This window comes from Luteibacter aegosomatissinici, from assembly GCF_023078495.1.
Lineage (GTDB): Bacteria > Pseudomonadota > Gammaproteobacteria > Xanthomonadales > Rhodanobacteraceae > Luteibacter > Luteibacter aegosomatissinici.
In genome coordinates this window covers 436,623-453,330 of sequence record NZ_CP095742.1, presented here as the reverse complement: position 1 = coordinate 453,330, position 16,708 = coordinate 436,623, and the positions used below count along the sequence as shown (strand labels likewise).

Genomic DNA, 16,708 nt, shown 5'->3' with positions numbered 1-16,708 from the left:
TACCGTATGCTCGGGAGCATGGATGCCACGACACCCCTGCTCGCTATTGATCGTGCCACCGTCCTGCGGGACGGGCGTGCCTTACTCGACCGCCTTTCGCTCACGATCGCGCAAGGGCAGCACACCGCCATCCTCGGGCCCAACGGTTCGGGCAAATCCACGCTGGTGAAGCTGGTGGAACGTCGGTTGTACCCACTGGTCCATGACGACGGTTCACCGGTGGTGCGCGTATTCGGGCGCGATCGCTGGAACGTCGCCGAATTGCGGACGTTACTGGGCGTGGTGTCATCTGACCTGCGCCGTGAGTTCGAGGCCACACATGAGAAGGCGATCGATACGGTGCTGTCGGGGTTCTTCGCGTCCATGACACTGGGGCTGGACCACGTGGTGGATGACCGCATGCGCTCTCGGGCCGTGGCCGCACTGGAACGCGTCGGCGCCGCGCACCTGGCACGTCGGGATGTTTCCACCCTGTCGACTGGTGAGGCACGCCGGGTGCTCATTGCGCGGGCACTGGTTCACGAGCCACGTGCGGTTCTTCTGGATGAACCTTGTGCGGGCCTGGACCCGGGCACGCGGCGTCGTTTCCTCGACCTGCTTCGCCAGCTCGCGCGGGAGGGCACTACGCTGGTGCTGGTCACCCACCATGTCGAAGAGATCGTTCCCGAGATCGGGCACATCGTGATGCTTCGCGATGGCGCGCTGCATGCCCAGGGTCCGAAGGACGAGCTGTTGGCCGACACGCACCTTTCAACGCTGTTCGACTGGAACATGGAAGTGGCGCAAGTCGACGGTTTTTACGATGCGCGATTGCGCTAACCGGCATGCCGCCCGAGACTCACGCCCACGCCGCCTGGAGACACCTCATGATCCGCAAAGCCCTGCCCCTCGCCCTGCTGGCCCTGTGCACCGCGTGCTACAAGCCACCCCCGCCCGAGCAGAAACCGCCAGAGCCGCAGGCACGCGTCGAGACGCCGTGGGATAGCCTTGAGGCACAGAAGAAGAAGGCGCAGGACGTGCAGAAGGTGGTGGACAAGCAGGCGGTAGATCAGCAAAAGGCTATTGACGCGCAGACGCAGTGAGCCGCGTTACCGCGGCGAACAGAAGCAATAAGCGTAAACATGCGGCTTGCCGGCTTCCGCCGTGCGGAACAACGCAAACTCCGGCGCCAGCTTCGGCAGCTCCGCCACCCACGACGGGACATGGAAGCCCCACGATACGGCGACACGCGCCTCGGTGCTGTCGCCGACGCTGGTAAGGAAGCGTTCGAACGCGCCCATCGGCTTCTCGGCATAACGCACGTTGTAGTCCTTGCCGAGCCCGGCCTGCTGCGCGGCATCGCGCACGGCATCATCCAGGCTACCCAGGCGATCGACGAGGCCACGCTGCATGGCCTGTTCGCCGGTCCACACGCGGCCCTGGGCGATCGTGTCGATCGCGGCGAAATCCTTGCCGCGCGCACGCGCCACGCCACCGACGAAATCGCGATAACCCTTGTCGATGATGCTCTGGATCAGGATGCCGACCTTCGGATCGAGCGGCCGGGTCATGTCGAATGCACCGGCCAGTGGGCTCGTACCTACGCCGTCGCTCTTCACGCCCAGCTTGGCCAGCGTATCGGGCACGGTGAAGAACATGCCGAAGATGCCGATCGAACCGGTGATCGTGTTCGGCTCGGCGTAAATGCGGTTGGCGTTCATCGAGATCCAGTAGCCGCCACTGGCCGCCACATCACCCATGGAAACCACCACCGGGATACCCGCCTCGCGGGTGAGCTCCACTTCGCGACGGATCTGTTCGGCGGCGTACACCTCGCCACCGGGTGAGTTCACCCGGAGCACCAGCGCGCGCGTGCGGCGATCCTGGCGCACGCTGCGGATCAGCGCCGCCGTGGAGTCGCCACCAATGGTGCCCTGCGCCTGCTTGCCGCCGGTGATTTCACCTTCCGCCACCACCACGGCCACGCCGGGCGAGGTCTGCAGCATATCGATCGTCGTCAGGCCGCGATCAGAGAGGTACGTTCCCAGGTCGACGTTGCGGAAGCCGGTGTCCTTCCGGCCGGCAGGCACGCCTTCCTTGCGGAACATACGCACGATGTCCTGGTCGGTCGCAATGCCATCGGCAAGCTTTTCGTCCACGGCCAACTGCGCCAGGCTGCCCTTCGCATCGCGCACGCGCTCGGCGAGGCCATCCACGTCGGCGCGGAGTTCGGCCGGATCGATATGGCGAGCCTTGGCAACCTCATCGATCCAGGTATTCCACAAGCCACCCAGCCAGTAGCCATCGGCTTCCTTCGACTCGGGCGAGGCGTGATCGAGAATGAACGGCTCCGCCGCGCTCTTGAACTGGCCCACGCGGAACAGGTGCACCTGCACACCCAGCTTGTCCAGCAGATCCTTGTAGAACAGGCGGTAATTGGCGAGGCCAGTGGCGATGACGCCACCCTGCGGGTCCACGTAGATCTTGTCGGCATGCGCGGCCAGGTAGTACTGGCCCTGCTCGAGATTCGCGCCCCATGCGATCACCGGCTTGCCGGCCGCGCGGAAGCGATCCAGTGCACCGCCCACCTCGCGCAGCGCAGCGAAGCCGCCCGCCTGCAACTTGTCGGTGCGCAGCAGGATGCGGGTGATGCGGTCGTCCTTCGCCGCGGCATCGATCGCGCGGACCAGGTCGCGGACCTGCACCTGTTTCACGCCATCGCCTGACAGGCGCGAAAGGGCACGCGATGCCGGGTCGGCACTGTACTGCTCGACCAGGGCGCCATCGGGCGCGAGGACCAGCACGGTCTTGTCATCGATCTGGTCGGCACGGTTGCCGATGAAGACCAGCAGGAAAAAGATGCCGAGGACGCCGAAGAAGATGACGTTCAACACGATGAGCCGCGTGATGTTCAGGCCACGACCCAGCCCGCGCAGGAACCGGCCGAAGCCGTTGCGACGGGGCGGCGGTACCGGCGGCACGGGCGACGGACGTCCGGGCAGGGGCGGCGGCGTGGTGTTCAGCGGATCCGACATCGTGGGCTTTCCTTACGAGTTACGCGCAGCGTAGCGCGTTGCCTCGTCGGCATCACGTGTGGAATGGCACGGGGGTGCTCCCGACGTCCTCGGGCCAGTCGGCGCGGCCGCTGATGCGCCAGAACCTTGCGAACAGGACGATGGCGGCCACGCTCAGGCCGGCGACCAGGCCCATCCACATCCCACGCGCGCCAAGGTCGTGCTGGAAAGCCAGGTACCAGCCGACCGGCATGCCTACCATCCAGTACGCGAACATCGTCAGCCCCATCGGCACCCGGGTGTCCTTCAGGCCGCGGAGCGCGCCGTTCGAAGCCACCTGGATGCCATCGGCGAACTGGAACACGCCGGCCAGCAGCATGAGCTGTGCGGCCGTGGCGACCACCGCGGCATCGTTGGTGTAAAGGTGCGCGATCGGCCCCGGCAACAGGATCATGATGCCGGACGAAAACAGCTGGGTGACGAGCACCAGCGCCAGCCCGGAGAGGCCGGCATAGCGAACGCCCTGGGCATCGCGGCGCCCGGCCGCGTTACCCACGCGAACCGTGATCGCCATGGAAACACCGAGCGGGACCATGAAGGCGACCTGGGCCACGTTGAGGGCAACGTGATGCGCGGCGGATACGGTTTCACCGAGACGGCCGATGAGCAGCGCGACCGCGACGAACAGGCCGGCCTCCATCAGCAGGGTCACCGCCATGGGCAGGCCCACGTGCAGCAACTGCCGGATCTTGGCCCAGTCCGGCGGCGCCATGCGGCTACGCAGGTTGAGGTCGCGATAGTTGCGGTGCATGAGCACATAGGTAGCGAAGCCAAGCATCTCCAGCCACAGCACCGTGGCCGTGGCGATGCCACTGCCGCGTGCGCCCATGGCCGGGAAACCCAGCTTGCCGTACATGAGCACGTAACCGAGCGGTGCCAGCACCACCGTGCCTGCCAGGCTGAAATAAAGCGACGGCTTCGGCATGGACAAGCCATCGGACAGGCCACGCAGGGTGAAGTACACCGTGAGCGCGGGCGCCGCGAAGGCGATGGCGTGCAGGAACGCCGTCACGTCGGCGCGCATGGATTCGACCACATGGAACAGGCCCATCAGCGGCGAGGCATGCCAGACCGCCACTCCGAGGACAAGGCCAAGGACCAGTGCGATGTAGAGCGCCTGGTGGAACACGGCGCCCACTTCAGCGCGCCGGTTCGCGCCATCCAGCTGCGCGACGGTGGGCGGCACGGCCATCATGGTGCCGATGCCGGCCACGATCGCCAGCACCCAGATGTTCACACCCGTCACCACCGAGGCCTGCGTGTGGGCGCCCTGGTGCCCAGCCAGCACCGCGTCGACCACATTGGGGCCAACGGAGGAGAGCTGCGCGGCGATGATCGGCAGGGCCAGCCGGGTGGTGGCGCCGATCTCGCGGCGCGCACGGGCACGGTCGAGGGGCATGGGCAATTCAGAACCAATGGGCCGTCCATTGTACCCGGGGGCATGCCATCATCCGCAGCCGGAAGGGGACAAATACGGGGATACCAGCGGAATGAACGAACTCAAGCCGTCTCCCGCGCTGATGTGCGCGAACTGCGAAGCCGTGCTGCAGGGCGAGTTCTGCCATGCATGCGGCCAATCGGTGCACAGCGTGCTGCGCCCGGTCTCGCACATGCTGGAGGATGCCGGCGACATCTTCTTCCACATGGATGAGCGCATCGTCCACACCGTGCCGCCGCTGTATACCAAGCCGGGCTTCCTTACCCTGGAGTACTTCGCCGGCCGCCGGGTGCGCTATATCGCCCCGTTCCGGCTCATGTTCGTGTTCTGCCTGCTGGCGTTCTTTTTCATGCATGTGGCGATCAACGGCGTGAAGATTGGCGAGGCGGATGGTGGCGATACCGATTCGCTGGGCCAGTTCACGAAAGCTGCCACGGCCGATGACGTGCACGAGATGTACCGCAAGGAAGTCCGCTCGCTGCTGGCGACCCAGGCCGACCCGAACGTGCCGGCGATCGCCAAGGGTGGCCTTTCCATGATGCAGGGCATGGTCAGGGATGCCGCCAACAAGCGCCTGGCCCAATTGAACGCACCAGCGATCGCACCACCGGGCAGTGGCGACGAGGACGATGTAAAGCTCAAGCATGTCCATGTCCTCAGTTCCGATTCGGGCGACATGCGCTTCAACATTGGCTGGGTCCCTGATGCGGTAAACGCCCGCCTCAATGCCGGCCTGGATCGCCTCAAGGCGAACCTGGTCCAGGCGTCCAACCCGGGGCCGCAGAAGAAAGAAGCCATCCAGCGCATCGTCGAGGGCATCTTCGGCGTCCTGCCGCAGACCATGTTCATCATGATCCCGATCTTCGCCCTGATCCTGAAGGTGTTTTACGTGTTCCGCCGGCGCCTGTACGTGGAGCACCTGATCGTGGCGCTGCACAGCCACGCCTTCCTGTTCCTCGCCCTCATGCTGCTGACCCTGCTCAGCTTTGCGCGGGGAGCGATTGCCCCGCACCTGGCGCCGGCGGGCACCCTCATCCGGGTGGTGGAGGTGGCGATGTGGATCTGGATGCCGGTCTACCTGCTGCTGATGCAAAAGCGGGTTTACCGTCAGGGATGGGGAATGACTATCCTTAAGTATTGGTTGATAGGCAGTGTCTATTTCTGGCTACTTGGTTTCGCCCTGACCATTGCCGTGATCATCGGTATTTCCCACTAGGATTTTTTCCTACGTAGCAAGTGGTTGTACACAGGCCGCGAGGTCCCTTCGCCTTTGTCAAGGTTTTGCGGACATCCAGTGAACGCCTATCGCATCGCATTTTTAACCTATTGATTTCACGCTATATTTCAGCTTGGTTAAAATGTGTTCAAGGTAACCGGCACGGCCTGAGAAAGCGGCTGGAGGCCCTCCATCCGAGTCTCATCCACAGACTTATCCACAGCGCTTGTGGATAACCCGGAAAGGGTCCCGAGGACGGGCACTTAGCCACAATTCCTCCCGCCTGACACGTCATTGCCATCCAAGCCCTCGCCACGCTGGTTAATCATTGACCAGCGAAATCGCTGGACCTCGTTAAACTAGGCCTCGCATGACATCCGTTCTCCGCGTCGCCCTCCCGGTTCCCCTGCTCACCTTTTTCGACTACCTGCCGCCCCAGGCTGGGGTCGCGGAGGCGGGCTCGCGCGTGCGCGTGCCGTTCGGTCGGGGCGAGATGGTGGGCATCGTGGTCGATCCGGCCGCCGAGGCCGCCGTGGGCGTCAAGCGGCTCAAGAGGATCAGCGAGGTGCTGGATGAAGCCCCGCTGCTCGATCCCGAATTAATGGCCACGCTGGCCTGGGCCGCCGATTACTGGGCGGGCGCGCCGGGCGAGGCCTTCGCCAACGCCCTGCCCCTGGCGCTGCGCGAGCCAAAACCGCTGCCTGCGACAGGCCGGGAAGTATGGGCACTGACCCAGCAAGGTCGTGCCGCCCACGACGCGCGCAGCCGCAAAGGCGGCTCGGCTGCGTTGCTCGGGGCACTCTACGAAGGCCCGCGGGCCGCCGATGAACTCGGCTTTGCCCTGCCCGACTGGCGCGCGGCCGCCCGCCGCCTGATTGAAGCCGGCCTGGTCGAGAAGCTCGAACTCAAGGAAGGCTCGCTGCCGGCGACGCCGGCACCCGGCCCCGCGTTGAGCGACGAGCAGGCCGCGGCCGTCGAGGGCGTTGCCGAAGGCATGGGTACCTTCCAGCCTTATCTACTCGACGGCGTGACCGGCAGTGGCAAGACCGAGGTGTATCTCGCGCTGATCGAGAAGGCCCTCGCGGCAGGCAAGCAGACCCTCCTGTTGGTACCGGAGATCGGGCTGGCCCCACAGACCGTGCGGCGCCTGCGCGAACGCCTGGGCATCGCTATCGAGGTACTGCACTCGAACCTGGCCGAAGGGGACCGTGCCCGTGCCTGGCTGCGCGCCCGTGATGGCACGGCCCGGGTGGTGATCGGCACCCGCTCGGCCGTGTTCACACCACTGCCGGCGGCGGGCCTCATCATTGTCGACGAAGAGCACGACGCCTCCTATAAGCAGCAGGAAGGCTTTCGCTACCATGCCCGCGACCTGGCCCTCGTACGGGCGCGCGCGCACGGCGTGCCCGTGGTGCTCGGATCGGCGACGCCCTCGTTGGAGAGCCTCGCGAACGTGGATGCCGGCCGTTACAAACGGCTGGTGCTGCGAGGCCGCCCGGGCGCGTCGCAGCCTACCCGCGTGCAGATCGTGGACATGCGTGCACAGCGCCTCGATCACGGGCTGTCGCCCACGCTGGTGAATGCGGTCGCCGCATGCATCGGCCGCGGGGAGCAGGCCCTGGTGTTCCGCAACCGGCGCGGGTATGCGCCGGTACTGCTCTGCTACGACTGCGGCTGGCATGCCGACTGCCCGCGCTGCGAGCGGCCCATGACCCTGCATGCTGGTCGCCGCCGCCTCATCTGCCACCACTGTGACAACACCGAGGCGCAGCCCGCCGCCTGCCCCGCCTGTGGTTCGGCCAACCTCAGCCCGCAGGGCCAGGGCACGGAGCGGCTTGAGGAAGCCCTCGCCGAGCGCTTTCCCGAGGTGCCCGTTGTCCGGATCGATCGCGAGACGACACGTCGGCGCGAGGCTTTCGGCGAGATCCTGGACGGCCTTCGCGAGGACAAGCCAGCCATCCTGGTCGGCACGCAAATGCTTGCGAAGGGCCACGACCTGCCGAACCTCACGCTGGTGGCGATCGTGGGCGTGGACGAAGGGCTGCACAGCGTTGATTTCCGGGCCAGCGAACGCCTGGCCCAGCTAGTCGTGCAGGTGGCCGGCCGCGCCGGGCGCGCATCGCGCCCCGGCAGCGTGCTCCTGCAGACCCACCACCCCGACCACCCCATGCTGCATGGCCTGCTGCGCGGTGGGTACGCCACCGTGGCCGCCGATCTCCTGGCCGAACGCCGCCTGCTCGAACTGCCGCCGTTCTCACACCAGGTGTTGCTACGGGCGGATGCACACGGCCGCGCCGAAGTGGATGCGTTCCTCCACGACGCACACCTGGCGATCGGCGAGCCGGGCGACCTGCGCCTGTCCGGCCCCATGCCCGCACCCATGCCCCTGCGCGCCGGGCGCTTCCGTGGCCAGCTGCTGGTGGAGGCTGCGACGCGTGCGCGCCTGCACGCGTTCCTTCGGCCCTGGCAGCACGCCCTGGCGGCGCTGCCATCGGCCCGCAAGGTACGCTGGTCCCTTGATGTGGACCCCATCGACCTATATTGAACATGGCGACCGATACCATCGGATGCCTATCCCCGCTGCCACCATGGCGCGACAATCTTTTTCCCCACAGGTAACGGAAGCTGCAAACGTGACCAGCCAACTCGAACAACTGCGCAAAGTAACCAAGGTCGTCGCCGATACGGGCGATATGTCGGCCATGAAGACCTTCAAGCCGGAGGACGCGACCACCAACCCGTCCCTGCTGCTCAAGGCGGCCGGCATCCCCGAGTACGCCCCGTACATCGACGAGGCGGTGAAGTGGGCCAAGGAGCAGAGCAGCGACCGCTCCCAGCAGCTGATCGATGCAGGCGACCGCCTGGCCGTGCTCGTGGGCCGTGAGATCCTGAAGATCGTCCCGGGCTACGTTTCGACCGAAGTCGACGCCCGCCTGTCGTTCGATACCGAAGCCTCGATCACCAAGGCCAAGCGCCTGATCGGCATGTACAAGGATGTGGGCGTCGACCCGAAGCGCGTGCTGATCAAGCTGGCCTCCACCTGGGAAGGCATCAAGGCCGCCGAGGTCCTGCAGAAGGAAGGCATCAACTGCAACATGACGCTGCTCTTCAGCTTCGAACAGGCCGTAGCCTGCGCAGAAGCCGGCGCGTTCCTGATCTCGCCGTTCGTCGGCCGCATCTTCGACTGGTATGTGAAGAACACTGATACCAAGACCTATGCGCCGGCTGAAGACCCGGGCGTGAAGTCGGTGCAGCGCATCTACAAGTACTACAAAGACCACGGTTACAAGACGATCGTGATGGGCGCCAGCTTCCGCAACATCGGCCAGATCCAGGCCCTTGCCGGCTGCGACCGCCTCACCATCTCGCCGGACCTGCTCAAGCAGCTGGACGAGACCGATGGCGACCTGCCGCTGGCCCTGAAGGACACCGGCAAGAAGGACGAGCCGCCGAAGAACAAGATGACCGAAGCCCAGTTTCGCTGGGGCCACAACGAAGACGCGATGGCCACCGACAAGCTCGGCGAAGGCATCCGCAACTTCGCCAAGGACCAGCGCAAGCTTGAAGAACTGCTCGGCGCGAAGCTGTAAATCGCCCCTCACCGAGCGACACAAGAAAGGGCCCTTCGGGGCCCTTTTCTTTTAGAGCTTTATTTTGAACGCCAGGAGGCGGTCGATCGCCTTGCCGTAGGGTGGGCGAAGCATCGCGGTGATGTCGAAGCGCGATTGGCGGTAGACGGCGCGGGCGTGGCTGAAGGTGCGGAAGCCATCTAAGCCGTGGTAAGCGCCCATGCCTGAAGGACCGATACCGCCGAACGGGAGGTTGTCCTGGGTGAGGTGCACGACGGTGTCGTTGATCGTGACACCGCCAGCCACGATGTTTGCCAGCACGTGCTCCTGGTCGGCGCGCGCATTGCCAAAGTAATAAAGGCTCAAGGGACGTGCGTGCGTGTTGACGTAGGCGATCGCGTCGTCCAGCCGGCCGTACGGAACGACAGGAAGGATCGGCCCGAAAATTTCCTCGCGCAGCACGCTCATGTCGTCACTCGCGTTCAGCACAACCGTGGGTGCCATGCGTCGGCTATCCAACACCTCGTTCGATGGGTTCAGTTCGCGGATCGTTGCACCCTTGTCGCGAGCGTCGCGGAGATAGCCTTCGAGGCGCTCCTTGTGCCGGTCGTTAATGATGGACGTATAGTCCGGATTCCCGCGCAGCGAGGGAAACATGGCAGCGACGTTTCGCGCCAGCGCGTCGACGAACGCGTCGACTGATTCCATCGGCACCAATGCGTAATCAGGCGCAACGCAGATCTGCCCTGCGTTGAGGGTCTTCCCGAATAGCAGCCGGCGCGCTGCCAGATCGATATCCGCATCTCGCCCGACGATCGCCGGTGACTTGCCGCCGAGCTCCAGGGTCACCGGCACGAGGTTTTCAGCCGCCGCGCGCATCACATGCTTCGCAACCGACGTAGCCCCCGTGAAAAGCAGGTGATCGAATGGGAGCGCCGAGAAGGCCTCGGCCACATCTTGATCGCCGGTAATGACAGCCACTTCTGCTTCGTCAAACGCTTTCGCCACCATCGCCTGCATCAGCGCCGACGCGCGTGGCGTGAACTCCGAGGGTTTGATCATGGCGCGGTTGCCGGCCGCCAGGATGCCAGCCAGTGGCGCGAAGGTAAGGTTGAAAGGGAAGTTCCACGGTGCGATGACACCGACGACGCCCTTGGGCTGGTAATCAACCCAGGCCCGCGCGCCAAGCAATGCTAACGGTGCCGGCGATACACCGCGGTAGTCGCGGCGCATCCAGCGGCGCACTTGGTGCTTTGCATGCTTCAGCGGCTCGATGGACGCCGCGACATCACTGACCAACGACCCCTGGCGCGAGCGGTGACCGAAGTCATCGCTCAGTGCATCAGCAATGTCGCTGGCGTGATCGACCAGCAGGCCGATGGCGCGATCGAGGCGATCGATGCGGAGGGCCGCCGGTGGCGTGCCATCGCGGCGGTGGGCGGCTTGCTGGCGATCAAGGATGGTCTGCATGGGCCGATCATAGGCGACCTCATGCTCGTGTAGGAGCGCACTTGTGCGCGATGGGGTTGCGGCGAGCACCCATCGCGCGCAAGCGCGTTCCTACAGCGGCCCGTCGGCGAAAGCCGGGCCCTTACGACGCCGCAGGCGCCTGCCAGCCGCCGCCGAGGGCGCGGATAAGGGCCACGCTGGCGCGGAGCTGGCGGGTTTCCAGATCGATCACGCTGCGGCGCGCATCCAGCGCGGCGGTCTGTGCCTGCACCACGTCAAGGTAGCCGACAGCGCCCTCGCGATAGCGGTTGAGCGACAGGTCCACCGAACGCTGGGCGGCATCCGCGGCCGCGCGCTGGTCGGTCAGTGCCGAACCCAGGTCACGCAGCAGCGTCAGGTTGTCTTCCACCTGTGCAAACGCGTTCAGCACCACATCGCGGTACTTCGCGCCGGCCTCGTCCGTGGCTGCCTTGGCCGATTCCACGGCGGCCTTGCGGCGGCCACCGTCAAATACATTCAGCAGCACGGTCGGCCCAATGGCCCAGAAGCGGTTCGGCGCCGTGGCAATGCTGCCCCAGGCGTCGCTCTGCCAACCGCCCTGGCCGTCCAGCGTTACCTGCGGGAAGAAGGCCGAACGGGCCACGCCTACGCGAGCGTTAGCGGCAGCCGTGCGGCGCTCCGCAGCGGCCACGTCGGGACGGCGCTGCAGCAGCGCCGAGGGCACTTCAAGCGGAATCGTCGGCACCTTGACGGCGTCGTCCTTCGTTTCCAGTGCAAAGGTGGAGGCACTATCGCCCACCAGCACGGCGATGGCGTGCAGGACCAGGCCGCGCTGCGCCTGCGCCTGGGTGAGCTGCGATTTCGCGCTGGAGAGCTGGGTCTGCGCACGCGCGACATCCAGCCCGGACGCGATGCCACCCTCATGGCGCGACTGGGTGAGCTGCAATGCCTTGCTGAAGGCATCGATGCTCTCGTTGAGCACCTTGATCTGCCGGTCCTGCCCATTGAGCTGCAGGTAGTTATCCGCCAGTTGCGCCTGCAGGCTGAGCTGCGCCCCTGCCAGGTCAGCGGCCGATGCCGCCTGCTCGGCCGTGCCCGCGGCGACGGTGTCACGCACGCGCCCCCACAGGTCCACTTCGTAATCGAGCTGGCCGCCGATGGTGTACGAGTTGTAGTAAGCCGGCGATGTGGCGCCACGAAGCGGACGGGTATCCGACTCGCGATTACGCGTGGCGTTGCCGTTCAGGCCAAAGGTCGGGAACAGGCCGGCGCGTGCCTGCTTGGTGAAGGCTTCCGCCTGCTGGTAGTGCGCGTAGGCCGCAGCCAGCGTGGCGTTGTTCTTCAGCAGCTGGCCCTGCAGGCCGTCGAGGCGTGCATCACCGTACAGCGACCACCAGCTCGAGCGATCAAGATGATCGGCCGGTTTGGCCTCCACCCACGGTGAGTTAGTGTTTGCGAACTGCGGTGCGACCGGTACGTCCGGCGTCTTGTAGGTCGGCGCCATCGAACAGGCGGCGAGGCCTGCCGAAAGCAGCAGGCCCGACAGCAGCCGCAAGGATTCACGCCTTGCCATTGCCGCCTTCCTTCTTCGCCGGGATCACGCGCACGGTGTCACCACTGGCCAGGCCATCGGGCGGGCTTTCGATCAGGCGATCACCGGCGGCGATGCCCGATGCCAGCTGCACGGTCTTACCGAAGTCCTGGGCGATGACCACATCCTTGAACGTCACCTTGTTCTGCGCATCGACCACCGCAACCCGCAGGCCGCTGCCGTCGTACACCAGCGCACTGGCAGGCACGCGGAACAGTGCGGCGTTCGTCGGCAGATCGAAGGTGACGCTGGCATACCCACCCGGGAGCAGCTGGCCATCGTTGTTATCCACCGCGACCTGGACCAGGGTGGTACCGCTGGCGGCATTGATCGCCGACGAGGTCGATTCCACCTTGCCCTCGAAGGTCTTGCCCGGGTACTCCGGCACCGTGAGCTTGACGGTGGCGCCCTGCTTGATCGACGGCGCATAGTTCTGCGGCACGTTCACGTACATGCGCAGCTTGTGTGTGTCGGAAACCACGAACAGTTCCTGGCCGCCGCCACCCGCATTGATCAGCGCGCCGACATCAGTTTCGCGTGCCGTAACCACGCCATCGAACGGCGCAACAAGCTTCGCAAAGCCCTTCGTGGCCTGGATGCGCTCGAGGTTGGCCTGGGCCGCCTGGGCAAGCGCGCGCTTGGCGTCGTAGTCACCGGTCTTCTCATCCACTTCCTGCTTGGAGACAGAATCCGAATCGCGCATGGACTGCCAGCGCTTGGCCGTCGTCTGCGCGAGTGCCTCGTTGGCACGCGCGCTGGCGAGGTCGGCCTTGGCCTGCAGCAGCTGCTGGTCGAGGTCGGGCGTCTCGAGCTCGCCCAGCACATCGCCCGCCTTCACCTTCTGCCCAATGTCGTACTTCCACGACTTCAGGTAGCCACTGGTGCGTGCATAGATCGGCGCGCGGGCATAGGCCTGCAAGCGGCCGGGCAGGTTCAGGTCACCACCGCCCTGGCCACCTTCGGGCGTCACCAGGGTGACGCTCGGGACGGCCTGCTCGTTGGTCCAGTCGCGCAGGTTGCGTGATTCGTTGGCACGCGTGGCGACGCCAGCGACAACAATGGCGAGCACCACGATGGCGGCGATGATGCCGGCCAGGCGCAGGCGGCGCGGCGGGGGGGTATGGATCGTATCAGGCGACATGGACGGGCTCTCCGGAAGCGTTCGCCGGGGTTTTGGAGGCGTGGCCGCGACGGCCATGGACGATATTGAAGACCACCGGCACGAACAGCAGCGTGGCCGTGGTGGCGAAGATGAGGCCGCCGATCACGGCGCGGCCGAGGGGCGCGTTCTGTTCACCGCCCTCGCCCATGCCCAGTGCCATCGGCAGCATGCCGATGATCATGGCCAGGGCGGTCATCAGCACCGGGCGGAAGCGGACGAAGCCACCCTCCGATGCGGCAATGAAGGCATCACCGGTGTCAGCCAGGCGCTCGCGGCAGAAGCTCACCACCAGGATCGAGTTAGCCGTGGCCACGCCCATGCACATGATGGCGCCGGTCAGGGCGGGCACCGACAGCGTGGTATGCGTGGCGAACAGCATCCAGATGATGCCGGCGATAGCGGCAGGCAGCGCGGTGACGATCACGAACGGATCCGCCCACGACTGGAAGTTCACCACGATCAGCAGGTAGATCAGCACGATGGCACCGAGCAGGCCGAGGATCAGGCCGGTGAAGGCGCTGTTCATCGTCTGCACCTGGCCGAGCAGCGCGGTGCTGGATGCCTTCGGCAGATCATTCTTGTGCGCATCCAGGATTTTCTGGATATCGGCAGCGACGGCGCCCAGGTCGCGATCCTGCGTGGTGGCGAAGATCTCCACCATCGACTGGATGTTGTACTGGCTGGCCACCGTGCTACTGGTCGTGCGGGTGAACGAGGCGAAACCACCGAGGATCTGCGAGCCCGCCGCACCCGTGCTGGGGCTGATCGGCACGTTGGCCAGGTCCGGCAGCGTATCGATCGCGTACTGCGGCGTCTGCATCACGATCGGGTACGACACACCATTTTGCGGATTCAGCCAGAAGGTCGGTGCGATCTGGCTGGAGCCGGCGAGGTTCACGCCCAGGCTGTTGGTGACATCACGCTCGGTGATGCCCACCTGCTGTGCACGGCTGCGGTCCACATCCACGTTGAACGTGGGGCTGGCCTGCGACTGCTGGATGCGCGCATCGACGATGCCCGGGACGCGGCGGATCTCGCGCAGCAACGTGTTCGCGTACTTGAAATTGGCCGCCACGTTCGGGCCACGGATCTGCAGATCGATGGGCGCGGGCGAGCCGAAGTTCAGGATCTGGCTGATGATGTCGGCCGGCGGGAACGAGAAGGTCGCGGTCGGGAACAGGCGCGGCAGTTTCTCGCGCATCTCGCGCACATAATCGGCCGTGGGCTTGTGGTCTTCCTTCAGCGAGATCTGGATATCGCCATCGGCCGAGCTGACCGTACCCGTGTTGTTGTAGGTGTTGTTAATACCCGACGACGACAGGCCCATGTTATCGACCACCGTACCGAGCTCGTCGGCCGGGATGATCTTGCGCACTTCCTTGGTCACCGCGGCGAACAGGTTGGCCGTCTCTTCGACACGGGTGCCCACCGGGGCACGCACGTGCATCAGGATCTGGCCCGAGTCCACCGAGGGGAAGAAGTTACGGCCAAGCATCGGCACCAGGGCGAACGACAGGATGACGAAGGCCATGAATCCGATGACGAACGGCTTGCTGTTACGCAGTGCCATTTCCAGCAGGCCGTGGTAGCCCTGGCGCAGCGCTTCGAAGCGCTTCTCGAACCCGCGTTGGAACCGAACCAGCGGGTTGCGCGACACCTTGCCGTGCTCTCCGTGCGGGTCGTCCACCGAATGCGGATGCAGCAGGTACTTCGCCATCGTCGGTACAAGCGTACGCGACAGGATGAACGAGCAGATCATGGCGAACATCACTGCTTCGGCCATGGGCACGAAGAGGAAACGGGCGACGCCATCGAGGAAGAACATCGGCACGAACACGATGCAGATACAAAGCAGCGAAACGAAGGCCGGGGTCACGATCTGTGCCGCGCCATCGAGGATCGCCGTTTCGACATCCTTGCCGTGCTCGAGGTGCCAGTTGATGTTCTCGATGGTCACCGTGGCGTCGTCGACCAGGATGCCCACGGCGAGCGCCAGGCCACCGAGGGTCATGATGTTCAGCGTTTCGCCGAACGCGGAGAGCATCGCGATCGCGCCAAGGATCGCCAGCGGAATCGAGGTGGCGATGATCACCGTCGAACGCCAGCTGCCGAGGAACAGCAGGATCATGAGGCTGGTGAGCGCCGCGGCGATCACGCCTTCGCGGGCCACGCCCGAGATCGCACCACTCACGAACAACGACTGGTCGCCGATCGGGCTGATCTTCAGGTTTTCAGGCAGGGCATCCTTCATGCCCTTCACGCGATCCTTGATGCCCTGGATGATCGCCAGCGTGGACGCCGAACCGTTTTTCAGCACCGTCATCAGCACCGAACGGTTGCCGTCGACGTGCACGATGTTGGTCTGCGGCGGCGAACCATCGCGCACATGCGCGATATCGCGAATAAAGACGGTCGCGCCATTCACCGACTTGATCGGCAGGTTGCCCAGTTCCGCGACCACCGATGGCGAGTTGTTGAGCTGCAACGTGTATTCGAAATCGCCGATCTTCTGCGTACCCACCGGCGTGATCAGGTTCTGCGCAGCCAGGGCGTTCGCCACGTCCTGCGCCGAGAGCCCACGCGCCTGGAGGGCGGCCGGGTCGATATCGATCTGCACCTGGCGGGTCTTGCCGCCGAACGGGAACGGGATCGCCGCGCCGGCCACCGAGGTGAGCTGCGGGCGGATGATGTTCAGGCCCAGATCGGCCAGGTTCTGTTCGGTCAAGCCATCGCCCGACAGCGCCAACTGGATGATCGGCACCGTCGAGGCGTTGTAGTTCAGGATCAGCGGCGGCGTGGTACCGGCGGGCAACTGCCTAAGCAGGGTCTGCGCCACGGCGGTGACCTGCGCGTTGGCCGTGCGGATATCCACGGTGGGCTGGAAGAAGATCTTGACGATGCCGAAGCCGCTGATCGAGTTGGCCTCGATGTGCTCCACGTCGTTCACCGTGGTGGTGAGCACACGTTCAAACGGCGACGACACGCGGCCGACCATCTGGTCGGGCGGCAGGCCGGTGTACTGCCATACCACGGCGATCACGGGGATCTTGATGTCGGGGAAGATGTCGGTCGGCGTACGCATCGCCGACAGCGGACCTATGATCAGGATCAGCAGGGCGAGGACGACGAAGGTATACGGCCGCGTGAGGGCGATCCGGACGATGCCAATCATGGGGGGACGGTTTCCGAGCGCGATGTTGCGTCGCTGCGAATTTTGCCCCCGCCAGTTC

11 protein-coding genes are annotated in these 16,708 nt (G+C 65.2%); 5 read left to right on the top strand and 6 right to left on the bottom strand.

What is annotated here, in order from left to right; all coding sequences use genetic code 11:
* Positions 1–6 precede the first annotated feature (6 nt).
* Both L2Y97_RS02020 and L2Y97_RS02015 read left to right on the top strand, forming a co-directional pair.
* Entirely contained in the window at positions 7–819 is an 813-nt protein-coding gene (locus L2Y97_RS02020; protein ID WP_247432311.1) for an ABC transporter ATP-binding protein, read from the top strand.
* Between the two features lie 47 nt (positions 820–866).
* Complete coding sequence (locus tag L2Y97_RS02015; protein ID WP_247432308.1) at positions 867–1,082, top strand: hypothetical protein; 216 nt, start codon at positions 867–869, stop codon at positions 1,080–1,082.
* A gap of 6 nt (positions 1,083–1,088) precedes the next feature.
* Here L2Y97_RS02015 and sppA read toward each other — a convergent pair whose 3' ends face one another.
* The gene (sppA, locus tag L2Y97_RS02010; protein WP_247432305.1) at positions 1,089–3,014 is read right to left on the bottom strand and encodes a signal peptide peptidase SppA; all 1,926 of its coding nucleotides are present in this window, start codon (positions 3,012–3,014) and stop codon (positions 1,089–1,091) included.
* A gap of 52 nt (positions 3,015–3,066) precedes the next feature.
* Entirely contained in the window at positions 3,067–4,452 is a 1,386-nt protein-coding gene (locus L2Y97_RS02005) for an MATE family efflux transporter (protein WP_247432302.1), read from the bottom strand.
* A gap of 91 nt (positions 4,453–4,543) precedes the next feature.
* Between L2Y97_RS02005 and L2Y97_RS02000 the strand changes: the two genes are divergently transcribed.
* From L2Y97_RS02000 to tal, 3 genes are all read left to right on the top strand, one after another.
* Positions 4,544–5,707 carry a DUF3667 domain-containing protein gene (locus L2Y97_RS02000; protein ID WP_247432299.1) on the top strand — a complete coding sequence of 388 codons (1,164 nt, stop codon included), beginning with the start codon at positions 4,544–4,546 and terminating at the stop codon, positions 5,705–5,707.
* Positions 5,708–6,077: 370 nt separating this feature from the next.
* The gene (locus L2Y97_RS01995) at positions 6,078–8,252 is read left to right on the top strand and encodes a primosomal protein N' (protein WP_247432296.1); all 2,175 of its coding nucleotides are present in this window, start codon (positions 6,078–6,080) and stop codon (positions 8,250–8,252) included.
* Between the two features lie 88 nt (positions 8,253–8,340).
* The gene (tal, locus tag L2Y97_RS01990) at positions 8,341–9,297 is read left to right on the top strand and encodes a transaldolase (protein ID WP_247432293.1); all 957 of its coding nucleotides are present in this window, start codon (positions 8,341–8,343) and stop codon (positions 9,295–9,297) included.
* Between the two features lie 51 nt (positions 9,298–9,348).
* Here the strand turns inward: tal and L2Y97_RS01985 are convergent, their stop codons facing one another.
* The 4 genes from L2Y97_RS01985 to L2Y97_RS01970 all read right to left on the bottom strand — a co-directional run bounded on the left by L2Y97_RS01985 (position 9,349) and on the right by L2Y97_RS01970 (position 16,650).
* Entirely contained in the window at positions 9,349–10,746 is a 1,398-nt protein-coding gene (locus L2Y97_RS01985) for a coniferyl aldehyde dehydrogenase (RefSeq protein WP_247432290.1), read from the bottom strand.
* A 121-nt stretch (positions 10,747–10,867) separates the two neighbouring features.
* Positions 10,868–12,298, bottom strand: a complete 1,431-nt coding sequence (locus L2Y97_RS01980; RefSeq protein WP_247432287.1) for an efflux transporter outer membrane subunit — start codon at positions 12,296–12,298, stop codon at positions 10,868–10,870.
* Positions 12,285–13,457, bottom strand: coding sequence for an efflux RND transporter periplasmic adaptor subunit (locus L2Y97_RS01975; protein WP_247432284.1), 1,173 nt, complete (start codon positions 13,455–13,457; stop codon positions 12,285–12,287). The genes L2Y97_RS01980 and L2Y97_RS01975 overlap by 14 nt, the downstream gene beginning before the upstream one ends.
* Positions 13,447–16,650 (bottom strand): efflux RND transporter permease subunit, encoded by a 3,204-nt coding sequence (locus tag L2Y97_RS01970; RefSeq protein WP_247432281.1) that lies wholly within the window; start codon positions 16,648–16,650, stop codon positions 13,447–13,449. Before L2Y97_RS01970 ends, L2Y97_RS01975 begins: the two co-directional genes overlap by 11 nt.
* Positions 16,651–16,708: the final 58 nt, after the last annotated feature.